Origin of the sequence: Nocardia amikacinitolerans NBRC 108937 (assembly GCF_001612615.1) — a bacterium.
Classification (GTDB): domain Bacteria; phylum Actinomycetota; class Actinomycetes; order Mycobacteriales; family Mycobacteriaceae; genus Nocardia; species Nocardia amikacinitolerans.
Genome location: NZ_BDAU01000033.1, coordinates 1 through 18,327, shown reverse-complemented (window position 1 = coordinate 18,327; position 18,327 = coordinate 1). Strand labels below are relative to the sequence as shown.

The 18,327-nt window shown below is 64.7% G+C and carries 16 protein-coding genes and 1 pseudogene; 5 read left to right on the top strand and 12 right to left on the bottom strand.

Features of this window, described 5'->3' with window-relative positions:
- Nucleotides 1-4 precede the first annotated feature (4 nt).
- Genes NAM01S_RS24095 through NAM01S_RS24085 form a run of 3 tightly spaced genes read right to left on the bottom strand, consistent with a single transcriptional unit; the run spans nt 5 to nt 4,658 of the window.
- Nucleotides 5-1,846, bottom strand: a complete 1,842-nt coding sequence (locus NAM01S_RS24095; RefSeq protein WP_067788943.1) for an acyl-CoA dehydrogenase — start codon at nt 1,844-1,846, stop codon at nt 5-7.
- Between the two features lie 29 nt (nt 1,847-1,875).
- Nucleotides 1,876-3,129, bottom strand: coding sequence for a PucR family transcriptional regulator (locus tag NAM01S_RS24090; RefSeq protein ID WP_084483240.1), 1,254 nt, complete (start codon nt 3,127-3,129; stop codon nt 1,876-1,878).
- A gap of 53 nt (nt 3,130-3,182) precedes the next feature.
- The gene (locus tag NAM01S_RS24085; protein ID WP_067788940.1) at nt 3,183-4,658 is read right to left on the bottom strand and encodes a cytochrome P450; all 1,476 of its coding nucleotides are present in this window, start codon (nt 4,656-4,658) and stop codon (nt 3,183-3,185) included.
- A 139-nt stretch (nt 4,659-4,797) separates the two neighbouring features.
- Here NAM01S_RS24085 and NAM01S_RS35265 point away from each other — a divergent pair, with 139 nt between their 5' ends.
- Nucleotides 4,798-5,448, top strand: coding sequence for a PadR family transcriptional regulator (locus NAM01S_RS35265; protein ID WP_067788938.1), 651 nt, complete (start codon nt 4,798-4,800; stop codon nt 5,446-5,448).
- Here NAM01S_RS35265 and NAM01S_RS24075 read toward each other — a convergent pair.
- Genes NAM01S_RS24075 through NAM01S_RS24065 form a run of 3 tightly spaced genes read right to left on the bottom strand, consistent with a single transcriptional unit; the run spans nt 5,445 to nt 7,870 of the window.
- A complete protein-coding gene (locus NAM01S_RS24075; protein WP_067788935.1) occupies nt 5,445-6,293 on the bottom strand; it encodes a DUF2236 domain-containing protein in 849 nt (282 codons plus the stop codon). The genes NAM01S_RS35265 and NAM01S_RS24075 overlap by 4 nt on opposite strands.
- 34 nt (nt 6,294-6,327) lie before the next feature.
- A complete protein-coding gene (locus tag NAM01S_RS24070; RefSeq protein WP_084483238.1) occupies nt 6,328-6,906 on the bottom strand; it encodes a PaaI family thioesterase in 579 nt (192 codons plus the stop codon).
- A gap of 31 nt (nt 6,907-6,937) precedes the next feature.
- Entirely contained in the window at nt 6,938-7,870 is a 933-nt protein-coding gene (locus NAM01S_RS24065; protein ID WP_067788932.1) for an oxidoreductase, read from the bottom strand.
- 381 nt (nt 7,871-8,251) lie between these two features.
- Between NAM01S_RS24065 and NAM01S_RS35260 the strand changes: the two genes are divergently transcribed.
- Nucleotides 8,252-8,431 (top strand): aldo/keto reductase, encoded by a 180-nt coding sequence (locus NAM01S_RS35260; RefSeq protein ID WP_157107878.1) that lies wholly within the window; start codon nt 8,252-8,254, stop codon nt 8,429-8,431.
- A gap of 66 nt (nt 8,432-8,497) precedes the next feature.
- Here NAM01S_RS35260 and NAM01S_RS24060 read toward each other — a convergent pair whose 3' ends face one another.
- Together NAM01S_RS24060 and NAM01S_RS24055 are read right to left on the bottom strand one after the other, a co-directional pair.
- On the bottom strand, nt 8,498-8,956 hold the full coding sequence (locus tag NAM01S_RS24060) for a PaaI family thioesterase (protein ID WP_253799281.1): 459 nt from the start codon (nt 8,954-8,956) through the stop codon (nt 8,498-8,500).
- Nucleotides 8,957-9,598: 642 nt separating this feature from the next.
- A complete protein-coding gene (locus NAM01S_RS24055) occupies nt 9,599-11,062 on the bottom strand; it encodes a benzaldehyde dehydrogenase (protein ID WP_067789250.1) in 1,464 nt (487 codons plus the stop codon).
- A 198-nt stretch (nt 11,063-11,260) separates the two neighbouring features.
- On the opposite strand from NAM01S_RS24055, the gene NAM01S_RS24050 reads away from it, so the two are divergent.
- Entirely contained in the window at nt 11,261-12,205 is a 945-nt protein-coding gene (locus tag NAM01S_RS24050; RefSeq protein ID WP_067788930.1) for a helix-turn-helix domain-containing protein, read from the top strand.
- Nucleotides 12,206-13,002: 797 nt separating this feature from the next.
- On the opposite strand, the gene NAM01S_RS24045 is transcribed toward NAM01S_RS24050, so the two are convergent.
- From NAM01S_RS24045 to NAM01S_RS24030, 3 genes are all read right to left on the bottom strand, one after another.
- Nucleotides 13,003-13,338 (bottom strand): histone-like nucleoid-structuring protein Lsr2, encoded by a 336-nt coding sequence (locus NAM01S_RS24045; protein ID WP_067788927.1) that lies wholly within the window; start codon nt 13,336-13,338, stop codon nt 13,003-13,005.
- A 1,578-nt stretch (nt 13,339-14,916) separates the two neighbouring features.
- Complete coding sequence (locus NAM01S_RS24035; RefSeq protein WP_067788921.1) at nt 14,917-15,315, bottom strand: hypothetical protein; 399 nt, start codon at nt 15,313-15,315, stop codon at nt 14,917-14,919.
- Entirely contained in the window at nt 15,312-16,652 is a 1,341-nt protein-coding gene (locus tag NAM01S_RS24030) for a recombinase family protein (protein ID WP_084483236.1), read from the bottom strand. The genes NAM01S_RS24035 and NAM01S_RS24030 overlap by 4 nt, the downstream gene beginning before the upstream one ends.
- Here NAM01S_RS24030 and NAM01S_RS24025 point away from each other — a divergent pair.
- Entirely contained in the window at nt 16,651-16,983 is a 333-nt protein-coding gene (locus tag NAM01S_RS24025) for a helix-turn-helix domain-containing protein (RefSeq protein WP_084483235.1), read from the top strand. The genes NAM01S_RS24030 and NAM01S_RS24025 overlap by 2 nt on opposite strands.
- Before the next feature lie 124 nt (nt 16,984-17,107).
- Here the strand turns inward: NAM01S_RS24025 and NAM01S_RS24020 are convergent, their stop codons facing one another.
- Nucleotides 17,108-17,602 (bottom strand): hypothetical protein, encoded by a 495-nt coding sequence (locus tag NAM01S_RS24020; protein ID WP_067788913.1) that lies wholly within the window; start codon nt 17,600-17,602, stop codon nt 17,108-17,110.
- 413 nt (nt 17,603-18,015) lie between these two features.
- Here NAM01S_RS24020 and NAM01S_RS35255 point away from each other — a divergent pair.
- Nucleotides 18,016-18,327, top strand: a pseudogene (locus NAM01S_RS35255) (hypothetical protein); the annotation flags it as partial.

The following is an 18,327-nucleotide window of genomic DNA, read 5'->3' as shown; positions in this document are numbered from 1 at the left end:
CTGATCAGAAAGCGCAGTCGTCCAGCGCCATCACGTCGTTGTCGATCGACGCGAGAACTGCGCGGGTGGCGGACAGTTCGGGCAGCACGTTTTTGCAGAAGTACGAGGCGACAGCGATCTTGCCTTCGTAGAAGTGCTTGTCCTCCACGGTCGAGTGCTTCGCTGACGCGGTGAGGGCGACGTGGGCCTGTTCGAGCAGACGCCAGCCGACGAGGAGGTCGCCGATCGCGAACAACAATCGGACGGCTCCCAGACCGACTTTGTAGACCTCGGTCGGCTCATCCTGCGCGGCCACCACGTATCGGGTGAGCGATTCGACCATGGCGCGCACATCATCGAGAGCGGTTGCCAGCAGGGCGAGTTCGGCCGTCAGTCGCCCGTCACGATCGCGCTTCTCGATCAGCGCGGTGATGAGTCCGAATACATGGCCCAATGCCTTGCCGCGATCCCGAATGATCTTGCGGAAGAAGAGGTCTTGGGACTGGATTGCTGTCGTGCCCTCGTAGAGGGTGTCGATCATGGTGTCGCGGATGTACTGCTCGAGCGGGTAGTCCTGTAGGAATCCGGATCCTCCGAAGGTCTGCAGACTGAGCTTGAGGGTGTCGTAGGCCCGTTCGGAGCCGAATCCCTTGACCACGGGGAGCAACAGATCGTTTACCCGCGCCGCCATGTCAGGGTCGGCGTTCGACACCATTTCGGACAGCTGGGGCACCGAATCCTGATGAGCCGCGGTGAACATGTACAGCGATCGCAGACCCTCCGCGTAGGCCTTCTGGAGCAGCAGCGAGCGCCGAACCTCGGGATGGCGGATCACGGTGACCCGCGGTGCCGACTTGTCTGCCTGCCGGGTGAGATCCGCACCCTGGATTCGCTGTTTGGCGTAGTCGAGCGCATTCAGATACCCGGTCGAAAGCGTGCCGGCGGATTTGGTGCCCACGAGCATTCGCGCGTTCTCGATGACGCGGAACATTTGGGCGATGCCGTCATGAATCCCGCCGACCAGCCAGCCCACGGCAGGTATATCGGTGCCGCCGAAAGTCACTTCGCAGGTCGGTGAGGACTTGATGCCCATCTTGTGCTCGACACCTGTGACGAACACGCCGTTGCGAGCGCCCAATTCTAGGGTCTGTGGATCGAAAAGGTACTTCGGCACATAGAACAGGCTCAGACCCTTGGTACCCTGGCTCGCACCTTCTGGCCGGGCCAGGACCAGATGGAAGATGTTTTCCGCCATATCGCCGACGTCACCACCGGAGATGAACCGTTTGACACCCTGGATATGCCAGATCCCGTCGGGCTGCGCGATGGCCTTCGTGCGGCCTGCGCCGACGTCAGAACCGGCATCGGGTTCGGTGAGCACCATCGTCCCCGCCCAGCCGCGTTCGAGACCCGCTGCAGCCCAGTGTCTTTGCTGCGGAGTGCCTACTTCGAACAGCACCTGCGACATCTGCGGGCCCAAGTCGAAGAAACTCGCGGCGGAGTTGGCAACGTGCAGCATCTCACGCACAGCCCAGACCATCGGCATGGGAGCCGGCACACCTCCCATTTCTTCCGGGAGACCCAAGCGAGACCACCCGGATTCTTTGAGCGCTAGCACCGACTTGCGCAGACCCTCCGGAAGCACCACCTCGTGCTTCGCCGAGTCGAAGACCACCGGTTCACGGTCGGCCGACGCGTAGGATTCCGCGATCGGCCCCTCCGCCAACCGGGCGACTTCGTCAAGAATGTGGCGGACGGTCGCGGAATCCAGGTCACCGTACAACCCGTTGTCGAGAAGATCGCCGACACCGAGGACTTCGAACAGGTTGAATTCGATATCGCGAATATTGCTCTTGTAGTGGCTCACTGCTGATTCTTTCGGATAGTAATAGGCGGTTATTGAATTGTGAGTGCCGGATCGCGGACCGGCGGGCCGATCACCTGTGCCATCTCGAGAGCCAAGGCAATCTGCAGAGTGCGTTGTTCCAGCCCGTGCGGCAGCAGCGCGCGTGCCCGGTCGAGGCGATTGATGATCGTGTTGCGGTGCGCATAAAGCGCTTTCGCGGTCTGGGTGGTGCTCAGGCCCTCGCGCAGATAGATCCGCAAGGTTTCGCGCAGGTCCCGGTCCGCGGTCACCAGAGGACCCAGGGTGCGGCTGACGAATTCGATGGCGCGGTCCATGTCGGCGGTCGCCAATGCAACCACTTCGATCTCGTCGTAGGTCGCGATGCGAGTTTCGGGTGGAAAACTGCGCATGATCCGCTGGGTGACAAGGGCATCGAGATGGCTGCGCCGGAACCCCGCGAGCCCGGACCCCGGCGTACCGATCGCCATTCGAGTCCAGTGCTCGACCGCCAGTACTTCGCGGATCTCGCCGACCTGCAATTCGGTGGCCATCGAAATCCACACCCACATGGTCGTCGGGCCGGTGAGAATGGTCAGCGGCCGCGTCGCTCCGGTGGCCTGTACCAACGCCGTCACCGCGCGCTCCAACTGTCCCGGATCTCGGGAATTCCCCTCGCTCCAGACGATTGCGGCGAGGTGGTGCCGGTCCAGCTCGTAGCGCAGGCGCTGGCTCGCGCGGCGGACGCCGATCGGGGCGCCCTCGAGGATCAGCCCGACGGCCTCCATCCGTGCCGCGTGATCGACATCGGCGAATTGGCCGCGCTCGTCGTCGACCATCGCGTGCAGTGCGGCATGCGTGTCGTCGATGTAGGCGAAGATCGACCGCACCACTGCGTCCAGAAGCTCCTGCAGTTCGTCCGGATCGCGGGTCACCTCGAACGCCTTCACCGTCCACAGCTGGACCGCGGCATTCTGGGCGGCGTGGAAGCTGGCGAAGATCGCGCTATCGAAGCCGTGCCGCACGACGTCGCGTGCCAGATCGACGTTCTCCGGTCCTAGATTCGCGGTGACTGGCATGCCAGGCGCCTTGATATTCGCCGTCGCCCAGTGCGCGAAGTTTGCCCGCACGGCCGCGCGCAGGGCCTCCATCAAGCGCGGTTGCGTCGACAACCAGGTATTCGACGAGGCGAAGACAGCCGTATCCAGGGCCTCGTAGGCGGTCTTCGGTTTGTCCAGCATCGAGCCGGCACCGACTCGGATGAGCTCGGCGACGCGGTCGGAAGGCGGATCCCAGTATCTGGCCACGGGATCAGGCTTTGCCCTCGAGGTGGTAGGTGATCACGAGGTGGGTGCTCCGTTCAGGGATGGGCGACGGGACAACGCAGCGCATCCGAGCGCTGCGCGCTGGTTGGGGTTCGCAATTCGATCGAATGCGGCCGATCGTGCAGCACCACCACCGCGCCTCTGGCCGGGCTGGAGGTGATGGCACGCCGCTGGCCACGTTCGAACCCCGCGCCGACCTGGCGGACTTCGCAGTGAAGCAGAATCTTCCGAAGGACGAGCCTCATCTCGAGCATGGCCAGATTGGAGCCGATGCAGCGGCGACGGCCGCCGCCGAAGGGAATCCAGGAGTAGGGAACCGGACGCGAACCCAGGAACCGTTCCGGCCGAAAGACTTCCGGATCCGGATAGACGTCCGGGTCGTGATGAATCAGATGCCCGTGCGCCTGCAGCGTCACTCCCGAGGGGTACTCGACTCCGCCGATGACGATCGGGCGGGCGACCACCCGCGGCTCTGGATGTGGGGTGGCCATGTCCGAGCGGAGGACCTCTTGGATTGTGGCCTGAAGATAGTCGTGGCCACCGTCCTCCCCTTCGGTCAGCTCCTCGTACAGCCGCCGTTGTACCGCCGGGTTTCTAGCGAGAAGCAATAAGGCCCAGCCGATCTGGGATGCGGTCGTCTCGTGACCGGCCACCACCATGGTCAGCAGTTCGTCTCGGATCTCGATATCGTTCATCGGCGCCCCGTCGTCGTGGTGGGCGTCGAGCAGCACACTGAGCAAGTCCACACCGTCGGAGTCGTCCGCGCCGGTTACGCGGGCTTCCCGTCGCTCGGCTATCAGCGCGTAGATCTCGTGATCTATGCGCTGGAGTGTGTCGTTGAACGACGACCAGGCCCGCCGAATCACCGGCATGGTTCGGGTAGCGGGCAGGGCGAACAGAGGGCTCTCGGCGAACGTGATTGCCGATCGAATCAGCTCAGAAATTCGATTCAACCGCGTACCCTCGGGCAGGCCGAAGGTGGCCCGCATAATGATCTCCAGTGTCAGAGCTTGCAGATCGTGATGGATCGGGAACTGCTCGTCTCGAGGCATCCGCGCCAAGTAGCGATCGGTCACCGACTCCATCAGCGGAGCCAGTCGTTCGATCTTCGCGCCGTGAAAGGCCGGTGCCATGAGACGCCGATGCTCGAGGTGACCGTCCCCGTCCAGTGTGATGATCGAACTGTCTCCCAACGCCGTCCGCAGCACCGAACCACCGGCACCGGGCAGAACGACATCCGGTGCCGCCTTCATCAATTCCTTGACCTCGCCTGGACTACTGAGAAACACCATCGGAGGCTGGGTCAGCAGGTCCAGCGTGAAGCGCACCCCATAACGTTTGCGGCACGACTCGAGGAAAGGATTCGGCCAGATCAGCCACCACATGGTCTGCAGGGACGACGGCATTTTGGGACCGCGTGGCAGCGCCGGATTTTTCCTCGGCAGCGGCATCGACATCCATTCGGCAACGCCGAAGGCGCGGTCGCTCAGTGTCTTCCAGTCGACATTCATTGTCCACTCCTCACATCTCCACGGTGGCCCGCGGAACCAGCCTGTCGGAAGTGCCCGGTGCCTAGTCGTGGCCGACATGAATGGGCGATGTGCACATGTCGACTGTCTCGAACGCCACCACTGGCGGCAGAATGCACTCGTGACCAATGGAGGCGAACCACGCGAGACGTTGCCGCAGCTATCCGACCTGGAGGTCGCGCTGCTGGGGTTGTTGAGCGTGCGGCCGATGACGGGCTACGAGATCGGCAAGCACTACGCCAGGGCACTGTCGCCCTGGTGGGAAACGCCGCGCACACAGATATATCCGAAACTGCGTGAACTCGAGCGGCGCGGGCTGATCGCAAAGGAGACCGTCGTCCAGGACGGCAAACCGAACAAGCAGGTGTATTCGATCGCCGTGGCGGGCACCTCGACTCTCACCGAACATCTGTCGGAGCCGATCCGCGGCGCCGACATGAAGCATCACATGATGATGCGGCTGTTTCTCGGTGACCTGCTGCCTGGTGAGACCATGCGTCGACTGCTCGAGGACTATCGAGCTCATATGGCCGAGCGTGCCGAGTCACTGCGTGAAGCTCGCGCGAAGTTCTCCGCTTCGCTCTCCGGACCGCATCAGCGCAGCGTGTTCTTCGAGCTGCTCAGCCTCGACCATTTGATCGCCATCGCCGATCTGGAGGTCTCGGGGACCGAGAAGGTGCTCGAAGCCATCGAGCACGCACCCCGGGCAGACAGCAGGCCAGGCGATGTCGCCAGCCCGCTTCTCGACGCCGTCCGCGACAGGTCCGACTAGCGACCCTGCCCAGCACGCGAACGTCGCAGGATTGCACCCACCCGCCACTGCGCGAGAAGACCTAGTCGCACAGCGATACGCAGCAGGTGAACGACCACGACGGGTGGTTTGCGCTCCCCCACCGCTACCAGGACGTGGTCGGGGACAAGCGACAGCAACAGCGCTCGTCCCAGCGGATGCAGCGCGCGCGGCAACCACCGGTTGTTGAACTGGTCGATCAGGGCTTCCGCGCAACGGTGCGCCTCGGGCGTGGGACGGAAGTACGCGGGATTGTGCTCGTACTCGGTGTTGAACCGCTGCAAGCCCGCCCAGGTATCGGGCATATCGTGGACGTGCAGCTGCTCGCCGATCGCGCGCCAGTGCGCCGCCTGCGCGGCCTTCTCCTCCTCGGTGAACACATCCAGGCCGACGGTCTGGAAAATCTCGTCGAACAGGATGGTGAACAGGGCGACACCGTGCACGAAGGCCGCATTGGACATCGTGTAGCTCTTTTTGTAGTGCTCGTGCATCGCCGCGACCTTCGCGACGGACTCACGGGTCTGCGCACCAGTGGCTCCGTAGGTCATCCAGTTTTGGAAGTAGTCGGCCGTCGCGTCGGCTCGACGGTCGCCCTGTTTGTGGATCTTCCCGCTGCCGGCTCGGTCGACCGCCTCGGCATCCTCGACGCCGCCGCAGGTTCGGATGAACCCGACAGCGTAGATGAGGTTCTCCGCGAGGCGCGCGCCGATCGGAAAGTTCAACCGCTGCTGGATATCGCGCATGATCGGCGCGTAATCGGGCTCGGCCGCATCGCCGCCTGCCGGGATGTCGGGACTGTGAGCGGTGGTAGCTGTGCTTCGTTGCACGGTCTTCTCCTTCGATCTTCCACTGCCGAATTGCTCAGCCTCCGAGAACTCGGCTGTCGTCGTCGGCTGGACGGGGAATGATGAGGCAGGTCGTGGTGGCCTGGGCCAGTATCCGGCCGCGGCCGTCACGCAATTCGGCGCGCGCGGCACAGGTCCGGCGCCCGCGATGCACCACGGTCCCGATGCAGCGGACCACACCCATATCCGTGGTAACGGGGCGGAAGAACCGGATCTGCAGATCCGTTGTGGTCGGCATGAATCCGGCTGGCAGCGTACTCAACGCGCTCATCGCCATGGCGCTGTCGGCAATCGTGCAGATCATGCCGCCGTGCACGTTTCCGTTCAGGTTGTACTGCCATTCTCGGGGCACGAATTCCAGCACGACCTCACCGTCGTCCACCGCGACGAGGTCGACTCCGGCCGTGTGGTTCATCGGGGCCGCGGTACCTGAATTCCGTGTCGCACGCAGGAATTCGATACCCGACAGATGCACTGCCTGCTTCGACACCGCCTCGGGATCCGTCCAGCTGTAGGTGCGCACCCGTTCGGTGTCGAGCAGCACCGCGTCGGCCTCTGCAGCCGAGGTAGCCGGGTCGCTGGGAAGACAGGTCATCGCGGGGACCCTTTCTCTGCTCGGACGGCGATCAACGGAAGTTGTAGGTCACGCCGGTCAGCTGCTCGGACAGCTCCCACAGTCGTCGCGCGACATCGCTGTCCAACGCGGGCTTGTCCGGCTGTACGACATGCGGGTGGCCGCGGTACTCGTTGAATCCGTCCGGGCCGATGAACTGCCCGCCCTGAACCTCTGGGGCGGTGGCGGCGTACTCCTCGTTCCACGCGCCGTGGGCCGCCGGCTGCGCCATCAGCCTGTTGCCGATCGAGCCGAAGAAGAACTTGAGGAAACCGGTCGGACCACTGGTCTGCAGGTTGGTGGCCGAATAGCCGGGATGGGCGATCACGCTGCGGATCGGTGAGCCCACAGCACGCAGACGCCGATCCAGTTCGAGACCGAACAACACATTCGCCAGCTTGGACTGCGAGTAGTACTTGCGGGGATCGTAGCCGCGCTCACCGGTCAGATCGTCGAAAAGGATTGCACCGCCTCGATGTTCGACCGAGCTGACGGCCACAATCCGGGTATCGCCACCGGAATGCGCGGACTGGGACAGCCGATCCAGTAGCAATCCGGTCAGCGCGAAATGCCCGAGATGGTTGGTGGCGAACTGCAATTCGAAGCCCTGCTTCGTCAGCGTGCGTGGCGGCCACATGACACCGGCGTTGTTGATGATCGCGTCGAGCGGCTGGCCGACCTGGTTGATGTCGGCGGCGAATTCACGCACCGAATCGAGGTCGGCGAGGTCCAGTAGCTTCAACTCGACATCGGCCTTGGGCACCTGGGCGTGCAGCCGGTCGATGGCCGATGCGCCCTTGGCATTGTCGCGGGCGGTCAGAATGACATGGGCACCGTGGCGTGCCAGCTCTTTCGCGGTCTCGAAGCCGAGCCCACTGTTCGCTCCGGTCACGATGATCGTGCGACCCGTCTGATCGGGGATTTGCGCACTCGTCCACTTGCTCATGGTCAACTCCTTCGAGTCTCGCGGTGGCGAATGCGAGGCATTCACCACTCCTGATTGCGGATACTCGGCGCAGAGAACATTCCGGACGTGATTGCGCGCGAGGTGTTGTCACCACTATCGGCTCCACCGAGCTGCGACCGAAAGGACATTCCGCCTAGTGATAGGCGCAGGACTGTGCATTCTGCCCAATGGCCGAAGAGCGTCGCTGCGCACCCATTGTGCGCCTGCCGTACGGCCGTGGGCGCACTAACCTGGCCGTCGCGCGCAATCTAGTTGTCGATGGAAATGTCAAGGTAATGAAAGTGTCCGCGCACGGCCTGAGAGGGCCATGGGCACAACTTCTACGCCTACGGTCCGAGTGATCGCGAGGGGAGCACGACCATCTGGCGGCCATTCGAGCTCGGCGTGACGCTGTTCGCCACGGCCGAGGTCTATGGCCAGGGCACAGGACCCACCGAGCAGTTGCTGGGCGAGGCAGTACGTGGGTTTCGTGACCAGGTCGTCCTGGCCGCGAAGTTCGGGTTCACCCTCACCGGAACCCGTTCGATCCGGATGTGCTGATCGAGGCCTCGGGGCAGGTCAGCGGGGAGCCAGCGACAGTGTGGGCGATGCGCACAGCGGCCCGAATCACTGGGCTTGGCGTAGTGCGGCGTGCTCCGATCGAGGCCGGATCGCACACGTCAACCGCGCCGTGCACACCCTGCGACCGGCATCGTCACTGATCACGACCTCATAAGAGGCGGCGCTCCGGCCGCCGTGCACCTGCGTCGCCACCGCGGTGATATACCCGCCCACGGCCGAAAGATGGTGGCTGGCGTTGAGTTCGGTGCCGAGTGCGATCCGATTCGGTCCCGCGTGCAACGCCGCGGCAATGGAACCGACAGTCTCGGCCAGAACACAGGACGCACCTCCGTGGAGCAGTCGATAGGGCTGCGTATTCCCCTCGACAGGCATCCGCGCCACCGCTCGCAGCGGCTCCGCTTCCAGAACCTCGATGCCCATCGTCTCCGAGAGCGCACCGGCGTCTTCCGCACCGATCCGCTGCCACAAACCGGCGACGGAATCGACTATCACCGAGCTCGTCACGATGCCTCCCAGCGTGGGTCATTGCGCGCCAGGCGATTTCGCTTGTCGCTATACACAAATTTCACGTTAGCCGAGGAGAAACTCCCAATTGATGTTCACCATGCACATGATTTTCGTCAACTCTGTTCATTTCGACCACATCTGCAGCGCCACCAGGGTTCATTCATGGAGCAGTCGGCTTCCGACTGTGCGTTCTGCACTCTTTCTGGCGGCAGTTGTGATCATTGCGAGCACGCCACCCACCGTCCTGCGGCTAGCGTCGCAGATGGCAGCAGGGAGGCACCCCCGAGGGGCGGTATCGAACTCGAACCCGACCATGCCGGGTGTCCACGAAGCCGTAGCAGACGACACCGGCCGTGGCGCCGTGCGACCGGCCCACTGACAATCGCCACCTCGGCCCCGCGCCTCAGCAACGTCCGTGTGGTGGCCAGTCCGATCCTTCGCGTACCGCCCGGTGACCACGGCGACCGTGCCGCGCGGATCGTATCGGCTCATTCCTGTTCCCCGTACTGTCGTAACCACCCCGGGCCCGATACGTCGTGCGCCGGGGCACAAGGAAGTGCCGCCCACCCACGTGTACGCCTCGTGGATGGGCGATCTGCACAACCAAATTCCCCTGTAGCTCAGTTCATTCCATACCGATCAGAATGGATATCCCTGGGCCTTCGCCCGGCTGGTGACCCAGCGCCACTGGGTGAATTCGTCCCAACTCGTCGGAGCCCCGAACCGAGAACCGTTGCCCGAGGCACCGATTCCGCCGAACGGCGAGAAGTTGTCGACATTGACTGTCTGATCGTTGACGTGCACGACGCCGGTGCGCAATCGCTGCGCCAGCGCGTGCCCGCGCTCGGGCGATCCGGTTTGGACGGCAGCGACCAGACCGTATTCGGTGTCGTTGGCCGCTGCGATCGCCTCGTCCTCGTCGCCTACGACGATCACCGGCGCGACCGGGCCGAAAATCTCCTCCCGGAATGCGGGCATCGCCGCGGTGACGCCGGCCAGCACGGTGGGCTGGAAGAACAGTCCGTCGCGGGTCCCGCCCGCGCGCAGCGCCGCGCCCGCGGCGATGGTTTGGGTCACGATCCGTTCGGCGTTCGCCGCCTGGCGCTCGTTGATCAGCGGGCCCAGTGCGACGTCGGACTTGTTCGGGTCGCCCACGGTCAAAGCCGCTGCCCGCTTGGCGATTCGGTCGATGTACTCGTCGGCGACCGATTCGAGCACGATGTGCCGTCCCGCGGCCATGCAGATCTGTCCCTGGTGCGCGAAGGCCCCCCACGCCCCGGCCGAACTCGCCACGTCGAGATCGGCGTCGTCCAAGATGATCAGGGCATTGTTGCCGCCCAGCTCCAGCGACAGCCGCTTCAGGGTGCGTCCCGCCGACGCTCCGACCATCCGGCCGACCTCCGAGGAACCCGTGAACGACACCATGGCGACGCGCGGGTTCTCGCACAGTGCTTGACCTGGCTCGGCATCACCGGCCATGACCTGCAGTACGCCGTCGGGCAGCCCGGCACGCTCGAACAACTCTGCCAGAGCGACGCCACCGACGACCGCGGTCTGCTCATCGGGCTTGAGCACCACGGCATTTCCGAGCGCCAGTGCCGGCGCCACCGCCCGCAGGGCCAAGTAGAGCGGGAAGTTCCACGGCGTGATCACTCCGACCACACCGAGCGGGACCCGGTAGGCGATGCTGTGCCGCCCCTCCGAGGCGCTGGGCAACACCTGCCCGGACGGCTGGGTGGGCAGCGCCGCCGCTTCCCAGAGTTCGGCCAGCGAAAGCTCGACCTCGAATCCGGCTTTCAACTGCGTGGATCCGGTTTCCCGGACCAACCATCGCACGATCTCGTCGCGGTTCTCATCGAGCAGCATTGCCGCTTTGCGGAATACGGCCGCGCGCTCCGGCCCGACCACGGCCGCCCACCCAGGCTGCGCCGCCGCCGCGCGTTCGGCCGCCCGGTCGATATCGGACGCGTTCGCCAGCCCAACTCCGGCCAGGACTTCGCCGGTCGCGGGTTCGGTCACCTTCAAAACGCCGCCAGCGGAATCGATCCAACCGTTGCTGTAGATCTTGTTGTGCCAGTGGTCTCCGCCCAGTAATCCGGCCATCACCATCACTCCTTCACATCCCGGTCGCACGTGGGGTTCCACGCCGGTGGTGTCATGGTGGGCGCGTGGTGACAGGCCGCCTTGCCGACAGCCGACAGGTCACTTGTCGTCCGACGACATATCCGTTCAGTCCTTTTCGCCGGAAATTCCCCGGTCGATCTCGGGAGGCTTGCACAATACGAACGACCGGATGACGCCGTGAGGTTGCTCGTGTTGCCGAACAATGGACTGTCCCCTAGCGAACCGTGGCACCAAGCGCTCGCCGCGGAGTTCAACGGTTTGCGCGCGCAGTCGTTCAGAGACCAGTCGGTGCAGGGCACACTGCGGACGGCACATTTCGGGGAGGTCGACGCCTACGACGTCATGGGCACCGCGCAGGTGCTGCTCAGATCACCCGCGGCCGCCCGTGAGCAGCCGACGGAGTCCTTGAAGGTGTGTCTGCTGACGCGTGGCCACGGTGTCGTCGAACAGCACGGACGCGAGGTGGCCCTCGCCGCCGGGCAGCTCGCGCTCTACGACCTGAGCCAACCGTATCGGCTCACATTCCAACGAGGTTGGCGCGGCACGGTGCTCGCCTTCCCTCGATCGGCACTGCAGCTTGCGCCTCACGATATCGATGCCGCCATGCGCCATGCACACACCGCGATCACAGGACCGGGCCCGGTGCTCACCGATCTGGTCGCCGACTACACCGCGGACGAGCTCACAGCTCCCCCACCGACCCATTTCCTCGGCTCCGCCGCAGTCAACCTGGTGACGTCGATCGTGTGGGCATCCCTCACCGACGATCGCGCCTCCCCCACCGACATTCTGCGCCGACAGGCGGAACACTTTATCCGCGTGCATATTTCGGACCCGAGCGTCACCGCGGACACCGTCGCAGCCGCACATCACGTCTCCCCCCGTACCCTGCAACGTGCATTCGCCGCCGCTGGCGAGACCGTCTCCGAATTCATCAGAAACGAACGCCTCTGTGGTGCTCGGCGGGATCTGTTGGCTCCTGGTTCACGCCACGTCAGCATCGCCGCGATCGCCGCGCGATGGTGCTTCTTCGATGCGCCCCACTTCAGTCGCGCGTTTCGTGCCGCCTTTGGTGTTGCGCCGTCGGAGTTGCGGACACGCCCTGGTCCAGCGCAGCCATAGCGTCACGGCGCGGTTCCATCAAGTGGAAGGTGCACTGAATCGCACACCCAGCGTAGGCAATTCGCACTTCATCGGCGATTGGCCGTGCGGCAGTCTCGAGGTCAGCGAATTTGGAAAGTCCGCGTCGACACAGGTCTGATCCCCTGTACGACGCCTCGCTCCGCTTGGCTCGTGTCGGTCAACGTAGATCGGCACGAGCCCGGCCGGCGGGCAGAGCGCAGACGCCGTTTGCTGATGCGCCGTGCGGTCTGCCGAGATCTATGCCGACAGCCGGGGCGCAGCCCCGGCGGCACCGCTGCTGCGCAACCGTCGCGGCCGACCGATCTCCCGCGGCCGCTACGACCAACTCTGGCAACGCATCGCACGCCACGTCCCCGAGGTCGCGATCCAAGGCATCACCACCCACTGGCTACGCCACACCACCTTGACCTGGGTCGAACGCAACTTCGGCCACGCCGTCGCCCGCGCCTACGCAGGACACACCGACGCCAACGGCGAGGGCAGCACCATCCTCTACACCCGAGCCGGAATCGAGGAGGTCGCACGAGCCTTGGCCGCGCTCACCGCAGAACCCACCCGCTGGCACCCGACCGGTAACCGAAACACAGCCCCCGCTGATCCGGACCAACATCGGAGCGTGATGCGACTCGTGTCGAAACGGACTACCCGTGCGCACCTGCCGGTTAGTGTCGGGTCGGCCCGGAGCTGTGGCGGCATTTTCGGGTCCACGGGGAAGCGGCCCGTCCTCCGCCTCGACCTGTGGAGGACGGGTCCCGTACTCCCCATCACCGTTCGTGTCAGGACGCGGCCTTCTCGTAAGCGGCGACGACGTTCGCCGGTACCCTGCCGCGCGTGGGCACGCTGTACCCGTTGGCCCGCGCCCACTCGCGGACCACACCAGGCTGCGGCGCGGCCTTCCCAACCGACTCGATGTTCTTGCTGCGCCGACCCGCTCTACCGACACGGCGGCCACGAACCACCCAAAGCGCGAACACATCCCGCAACCTAGCCGCGTTCTCCCGCGACAGGTCGATCTCGTAACCGACACCATCCACCGCAAACAACACCGTCTCCGCCGCCTGCGAACGACCGTCGAAATCATCGACAACCGTCACCACAACCTTGCGCGCCACGCCGACACCCCGCTCCCAACTCGATGAAGCACCGACCGCCCCATAACGGCCGATGACCAGAACCCGATCAGCAGGCCCAAACCCACTCCCGAATAACGGCCATCGCCAGCAACCCCGCTTTAGCGCCGTCGACGACGACCAGGAGCCGATCCGACCGCAGCGGGTGGGATCTGTGCGTCCACCGCATGAACCGACCTACTCGGTATCGGTGGGCGCCCGCGCACTGCGCAAGTCGCGCCGCTGGTACGAGCAGCAACTCAGGGCAGGGCGACTCCCCGGACACAAAACAGGCAGATCGTGGTTCCTCACCGCCAACGACATCGCCGCCGCATTGGAGGCGACCAGTCGCCCCACGAAGCTTAACAAGAGGCCTGCGTCGAACACCACCGGCCCCTCTCGCCCCACGCGTCGTCGCCGCCCAGCCCGCCGTCGACGCCCCATCCCGCCCCAACACGACCGACGATGAGGCGTCCGTGTTCGTCACTTGTAGCCTGCAATCGACTCGCAGTATCCAACTGCGCTTTCGCTGCGGCGTCAGACCAGCGAGGCCGCCCTTCCAACTACATGGCCCGCTGCACCACAGCTGCCCGTCGGCCGGCGACTGCTGGAGTCAATATCTGGTGACCGACATGTCCATGCAGCACACCAACTCGTGTCGCAACTCCATCCGTCCCGCCGCCGCCTATTTGCTCTCCGTCCGGGATGCCCGCCAGCTTCGTTAGTTCGGTGATCCGGGTGTAGTCCTCGGGGTTGTTCGTCGAGACGGCGAATCGGGGCGCAATCCCTCGCTCGTATGCTTCCTGAGGGGCGATCCGCCGCGGTCGGTATTGGTGCATGCGGGATTCTGGCGGTCGTCACCGACAAGTGATGTCGCACAACGAGACCTGGATCTCAAGGCCCCACAGCGAGTCTGATCTGTGCGAACTACGGCGCCGACCGCACAATCACCGAACGACATTGCGTACGCGGTGCTCGTGTTCGGCGCCGCGCCGCTGGCCGCGCCGTTGGTCGATGATTGGTCGCGCTCAGCCGAGCTGCGTACGCTCGGTGACATGATGGGGGGAATTCGCCGATCCCGGGATTCCGGTGCAGGCGCGCGTGCGGTAGTGCGGTGGATCGGCTTCTGTGCCGAGTGCGGTGCTCGATCACCATGCCGATTCGGCTGCACGGCTCGAGCGGATCAGGCCAATCGTTGAGTCACGGGGATGGACCTGGCTCGAGCAGGCCGCGACGGATTCCGGCACCGCAGAAGCGGTGTACGCGCGCACGATCCGGGTGGCAAGTCACCGCGGCTGATACAGGAGGCCATCGAGCGACAGGCACGCCGAGCGCACGTTCTGCTCGTCAACAACGCATCCAATGCCCAGATCACCACAGTGCGGCTCACATGGCCCCGCCTCCATCTCGACCAGACACCACTGGAGGTCGGCGTGAAGGTCACCCGCCGAGCACCCGATCCGGCCGGTTGAGCGTACAGCCGCGATCTACGGTCACGGCGCGCTTTCGAGCGCAGCCACACACGACTCATTGGACGTCGGCCACGCGAGGCGACGGTTCGCCGCCCTTGACCGACGCCGCTCAGCGTGTCGGACTTTCCGCGGTGTGTCCTGTAGGGAGCGGCGAGTCGAGGTTTGCGGGAGGTGCCGACCGATCGGCAAGGAGCGCTTTGACTCGTGTGGTCGGCGCTCCTGTCGCCTGGGCGATGTCCCCCAGTGTGGTCGAGCGCAGTGCCAGGGCGGTCACCGCCGCCCGCAGGGCCGTCGTGTAGGTGTCCTGGACGGCCCGCAGATTCTCCAGCTCCGGTGTCACCGCGATGACGGTGACCTGTGCGGTCACGCCGATGTGGGCGAGCCCGTCGGAGATGCTGTCCCCCACCGCCTTCAACGTCCGCCCGTACCCGTAGACCCCGTGCTCGGGAACGCGCGCCACCCAGGCCCCGTCGCGCCGGTAGGCCCGGCACTCGATGCGTTCGCTCATGTCGCATTCTTCATGTCGGCGATTACCTCTTGGGCGACCATGTCCGGAATCGGGGAGGGCAAGACCACCTTCCGTCCCCCGATCCGGTACAGCGTATGCGTATCACTGCTGCTGACCTCGGTGACGGTAAGCCCCCGCTGACGAGCCACGACGCGGATACGCAACAGCGAGCCGCCCTCCTGCCGTCCCGCGCGCAGCGCCGCGGTGACTTCTTGGGCCTGTTTCCACTCCTGCAGGCTGACCACCGGCTCGTGCACGATTTCCGGCGACCACACCCACTCCGAAACCGGATTCTGCCGGGAAAACCCGGGACGGCCGGTGCGGCTTGCCCGCCGGTTGTACACCTGGTGGCCGGTGAGTTTCGGGTTCGCGGCCAGGCCCTCTACCAGGTTGTGCGTCCATCGGCCTTCGATCGGGTACCGGTCCGGGTCGGCGGCCAGAACGGTGATGATCTCCGCCGACTTCAGGTGCTCCTCGCGTCGCAGGCGGCACAGCTCGCGGGCTGCGTCGAATCGGCACGAGTCGGGATGGGGAACGAGTTTGCGCTTCGGCCGCGTCGCGCCGAACCGTCCCCCCGCAGGCGTGGGCGCGGTCTCATCGATCACAGTGGTGTAGGGGTAGGGCGGGCGTCCGTGGTTCCAGCCGTTGATGGCATGCTGGATCTGCCCGCCCATCGACATTTCCATCAGCACGGTCCGGTAGATCTCCGCATCGACCTGGCTGTAGCGGCGGGTGCGCAGCCGCCCCGATTCGGTGCCACCGACTGGTTCATTGGCGTACACCACCTCCACCCCGACCTTCCCGAGCTCGTGCTCGACGGTGAGACTGGTCAGCATCGCGCGTGCCACACGGTCCGAGCGCTCGGCCAGCACATGGGTGACGCCCAGCTGCTCAGCACGGTCCACCAGATCCTGGAGTCCGCCGTCGCGAGGAAGCGGCACACCGAGCGCCTCATACATCTCCTGCGGTTCGAGGCTGCGTAACTCCGGCGGAAGCATCCCGGACTCGACATCCCAGTAATACCCGGCGAACTCCTCCCCCGCCTCCAGTCGCGCGGAGGCGGGGACCACCTGCCGCGGCAGCGAGGAGGACGGATTCTGATTGTCCTTGGTCGATACGCGCCCGACGAACACCGAGCAACGGGGACGCACATCCATCCTTCTGAAGTTCGGCAGGTCGGTGAGATCGATGGGCGGTCCAAACTGAAAGGTCATAGGCCTTCCTGATCTGCTGGCTGACACAAGATCTTCCGCAGTACATATATGTATCACAGTGGTGGCGCTTGAACGGATTCGAGGAGGACCCGGAATCATGTGGGCTGACGAGAATGGCGACATGCGGCGGAAGGGCAGCGTGCGCGGCGACAAGGCTCCGCAGACCTACACCAAGGGTGAGTGGCCACACGACGCCGTGCCTCAGCCGGATGCTCCGTTGCCCGTGCACTACAGCCTCGCTCTGGCCCGCACGCTCGACGACCTGTGCGCTAGGCGGGGCCTTTCCCATCGAGCCCTGTCGCTGGCGGCCGGGATCGCGCCGAACGCGGTCGGCCGGATCGTGCGCGGCGAGCTCTACCCTGATCTGGCAACCCTTGCTCGACTGGAGGCAGCCGCCGACGAGCCGATCTATCCCCACCGGGCGTATCTCATCCTTCGTCGGCCGAGCGAGTAGCGTGCCGCGCGAAGCTGAGATCATCGGGCAGCGCGCCCGTGGTGAAAGTCTGCCACCACTCGGTTGATGAGGCCGGATTCCATCCACCGGAGCCAGGCGGGTTCACCGCGGAACCGGCGAGTGGCTAGCCGTACTGCGCGGATGCCATTGCGAGGGTGGGCTGCTCGGCGCCGAGCCGACCATCCGACCGCGGCCAAGACAATGCGGCCAGACCCAAAAGCGGGATCCGGTCTGAGCCGGACTGATCGCGCGCAGCCTTCATCTCCGGATCAACGAAGAATTCGATGACGCACTGTCCGCACGGCTCGGCGGCCCGCGTCTCGGAATGGGTGGCGCTAACGCTGAAGTTCAGGTTTGATGGACCCGGGACAGACAGGCACGACGGACAGAAAGTGAACGTCCCGTGCCTCCAGTCCCACGGCCCGAACCGCATGCAGCCCCACGCGACCATCGGCCGCCACCAGCCCATTCGAACAGGTCCAGCACCGAACACAACACCGAGACACCCCCGACCACGAAGCAGCCGGGACAGACAGCGGCTGACCAACTTGCTGGCAACGACGACCAGCGCGGTCCCCGTCATCCAGAGCCGCTCGTCGAGTTCGACGGCCTGCTCCATCACCGGACAAGAAGAGCTAAGACGCTCGACACCATCCCATTTCAATTCCCTGAAGCACTGCCGCGGCCTCCGATAAGCGATTTCTTCTACACCACAACAACTCTGGACAAACGCGGCCGTCTCGCCAACAAATCACTATTCCGCGTGATGCCGTGGACTCCCAGTGACTGCCTCTCGATCACTATCGAGATACAAATTCCGGTAATTCGACGATCGCGATCGGGACCGTTCTCGATCCATGCCAACGGCTTCCTTTACCTGCCCGCCGCGATCCGACGCGGCTGTGCGCTTACCGCCGGCGAACGAGTCCTGCTTACGGCAGCGCCCACACAAGACGTTATCGCTGTGTATCCACCATCAGCGGTCGTCGAGGCGCTGTGGGGCTACGGACACCAAATCTGGGAGCACAGGCCGTGACCACCGAGGAGGACATCAGCACCGCGCTACACCTGCTGGCGCGTCTCGGGTTGACCGTCGAAGACCTGCAAACCAGCCCACATGCCGCAGCTCCGGTGCCGACATTCCAGATCTACATCCACATCGTTTCGGGAAGGGCCAACGACAGCACCCTACGCAACTACGGAACATACTGGCGATATCTCGAAAAGCACTGGGGCGAAAGACGTATCGATGAGCCGAACCCGGCTGAGATAGAGGCACTAATCGAAAGGTATCGGAAGCAGGCAACTATTCGCGCCAACACACGAGATGGACGAGGTGTGAAT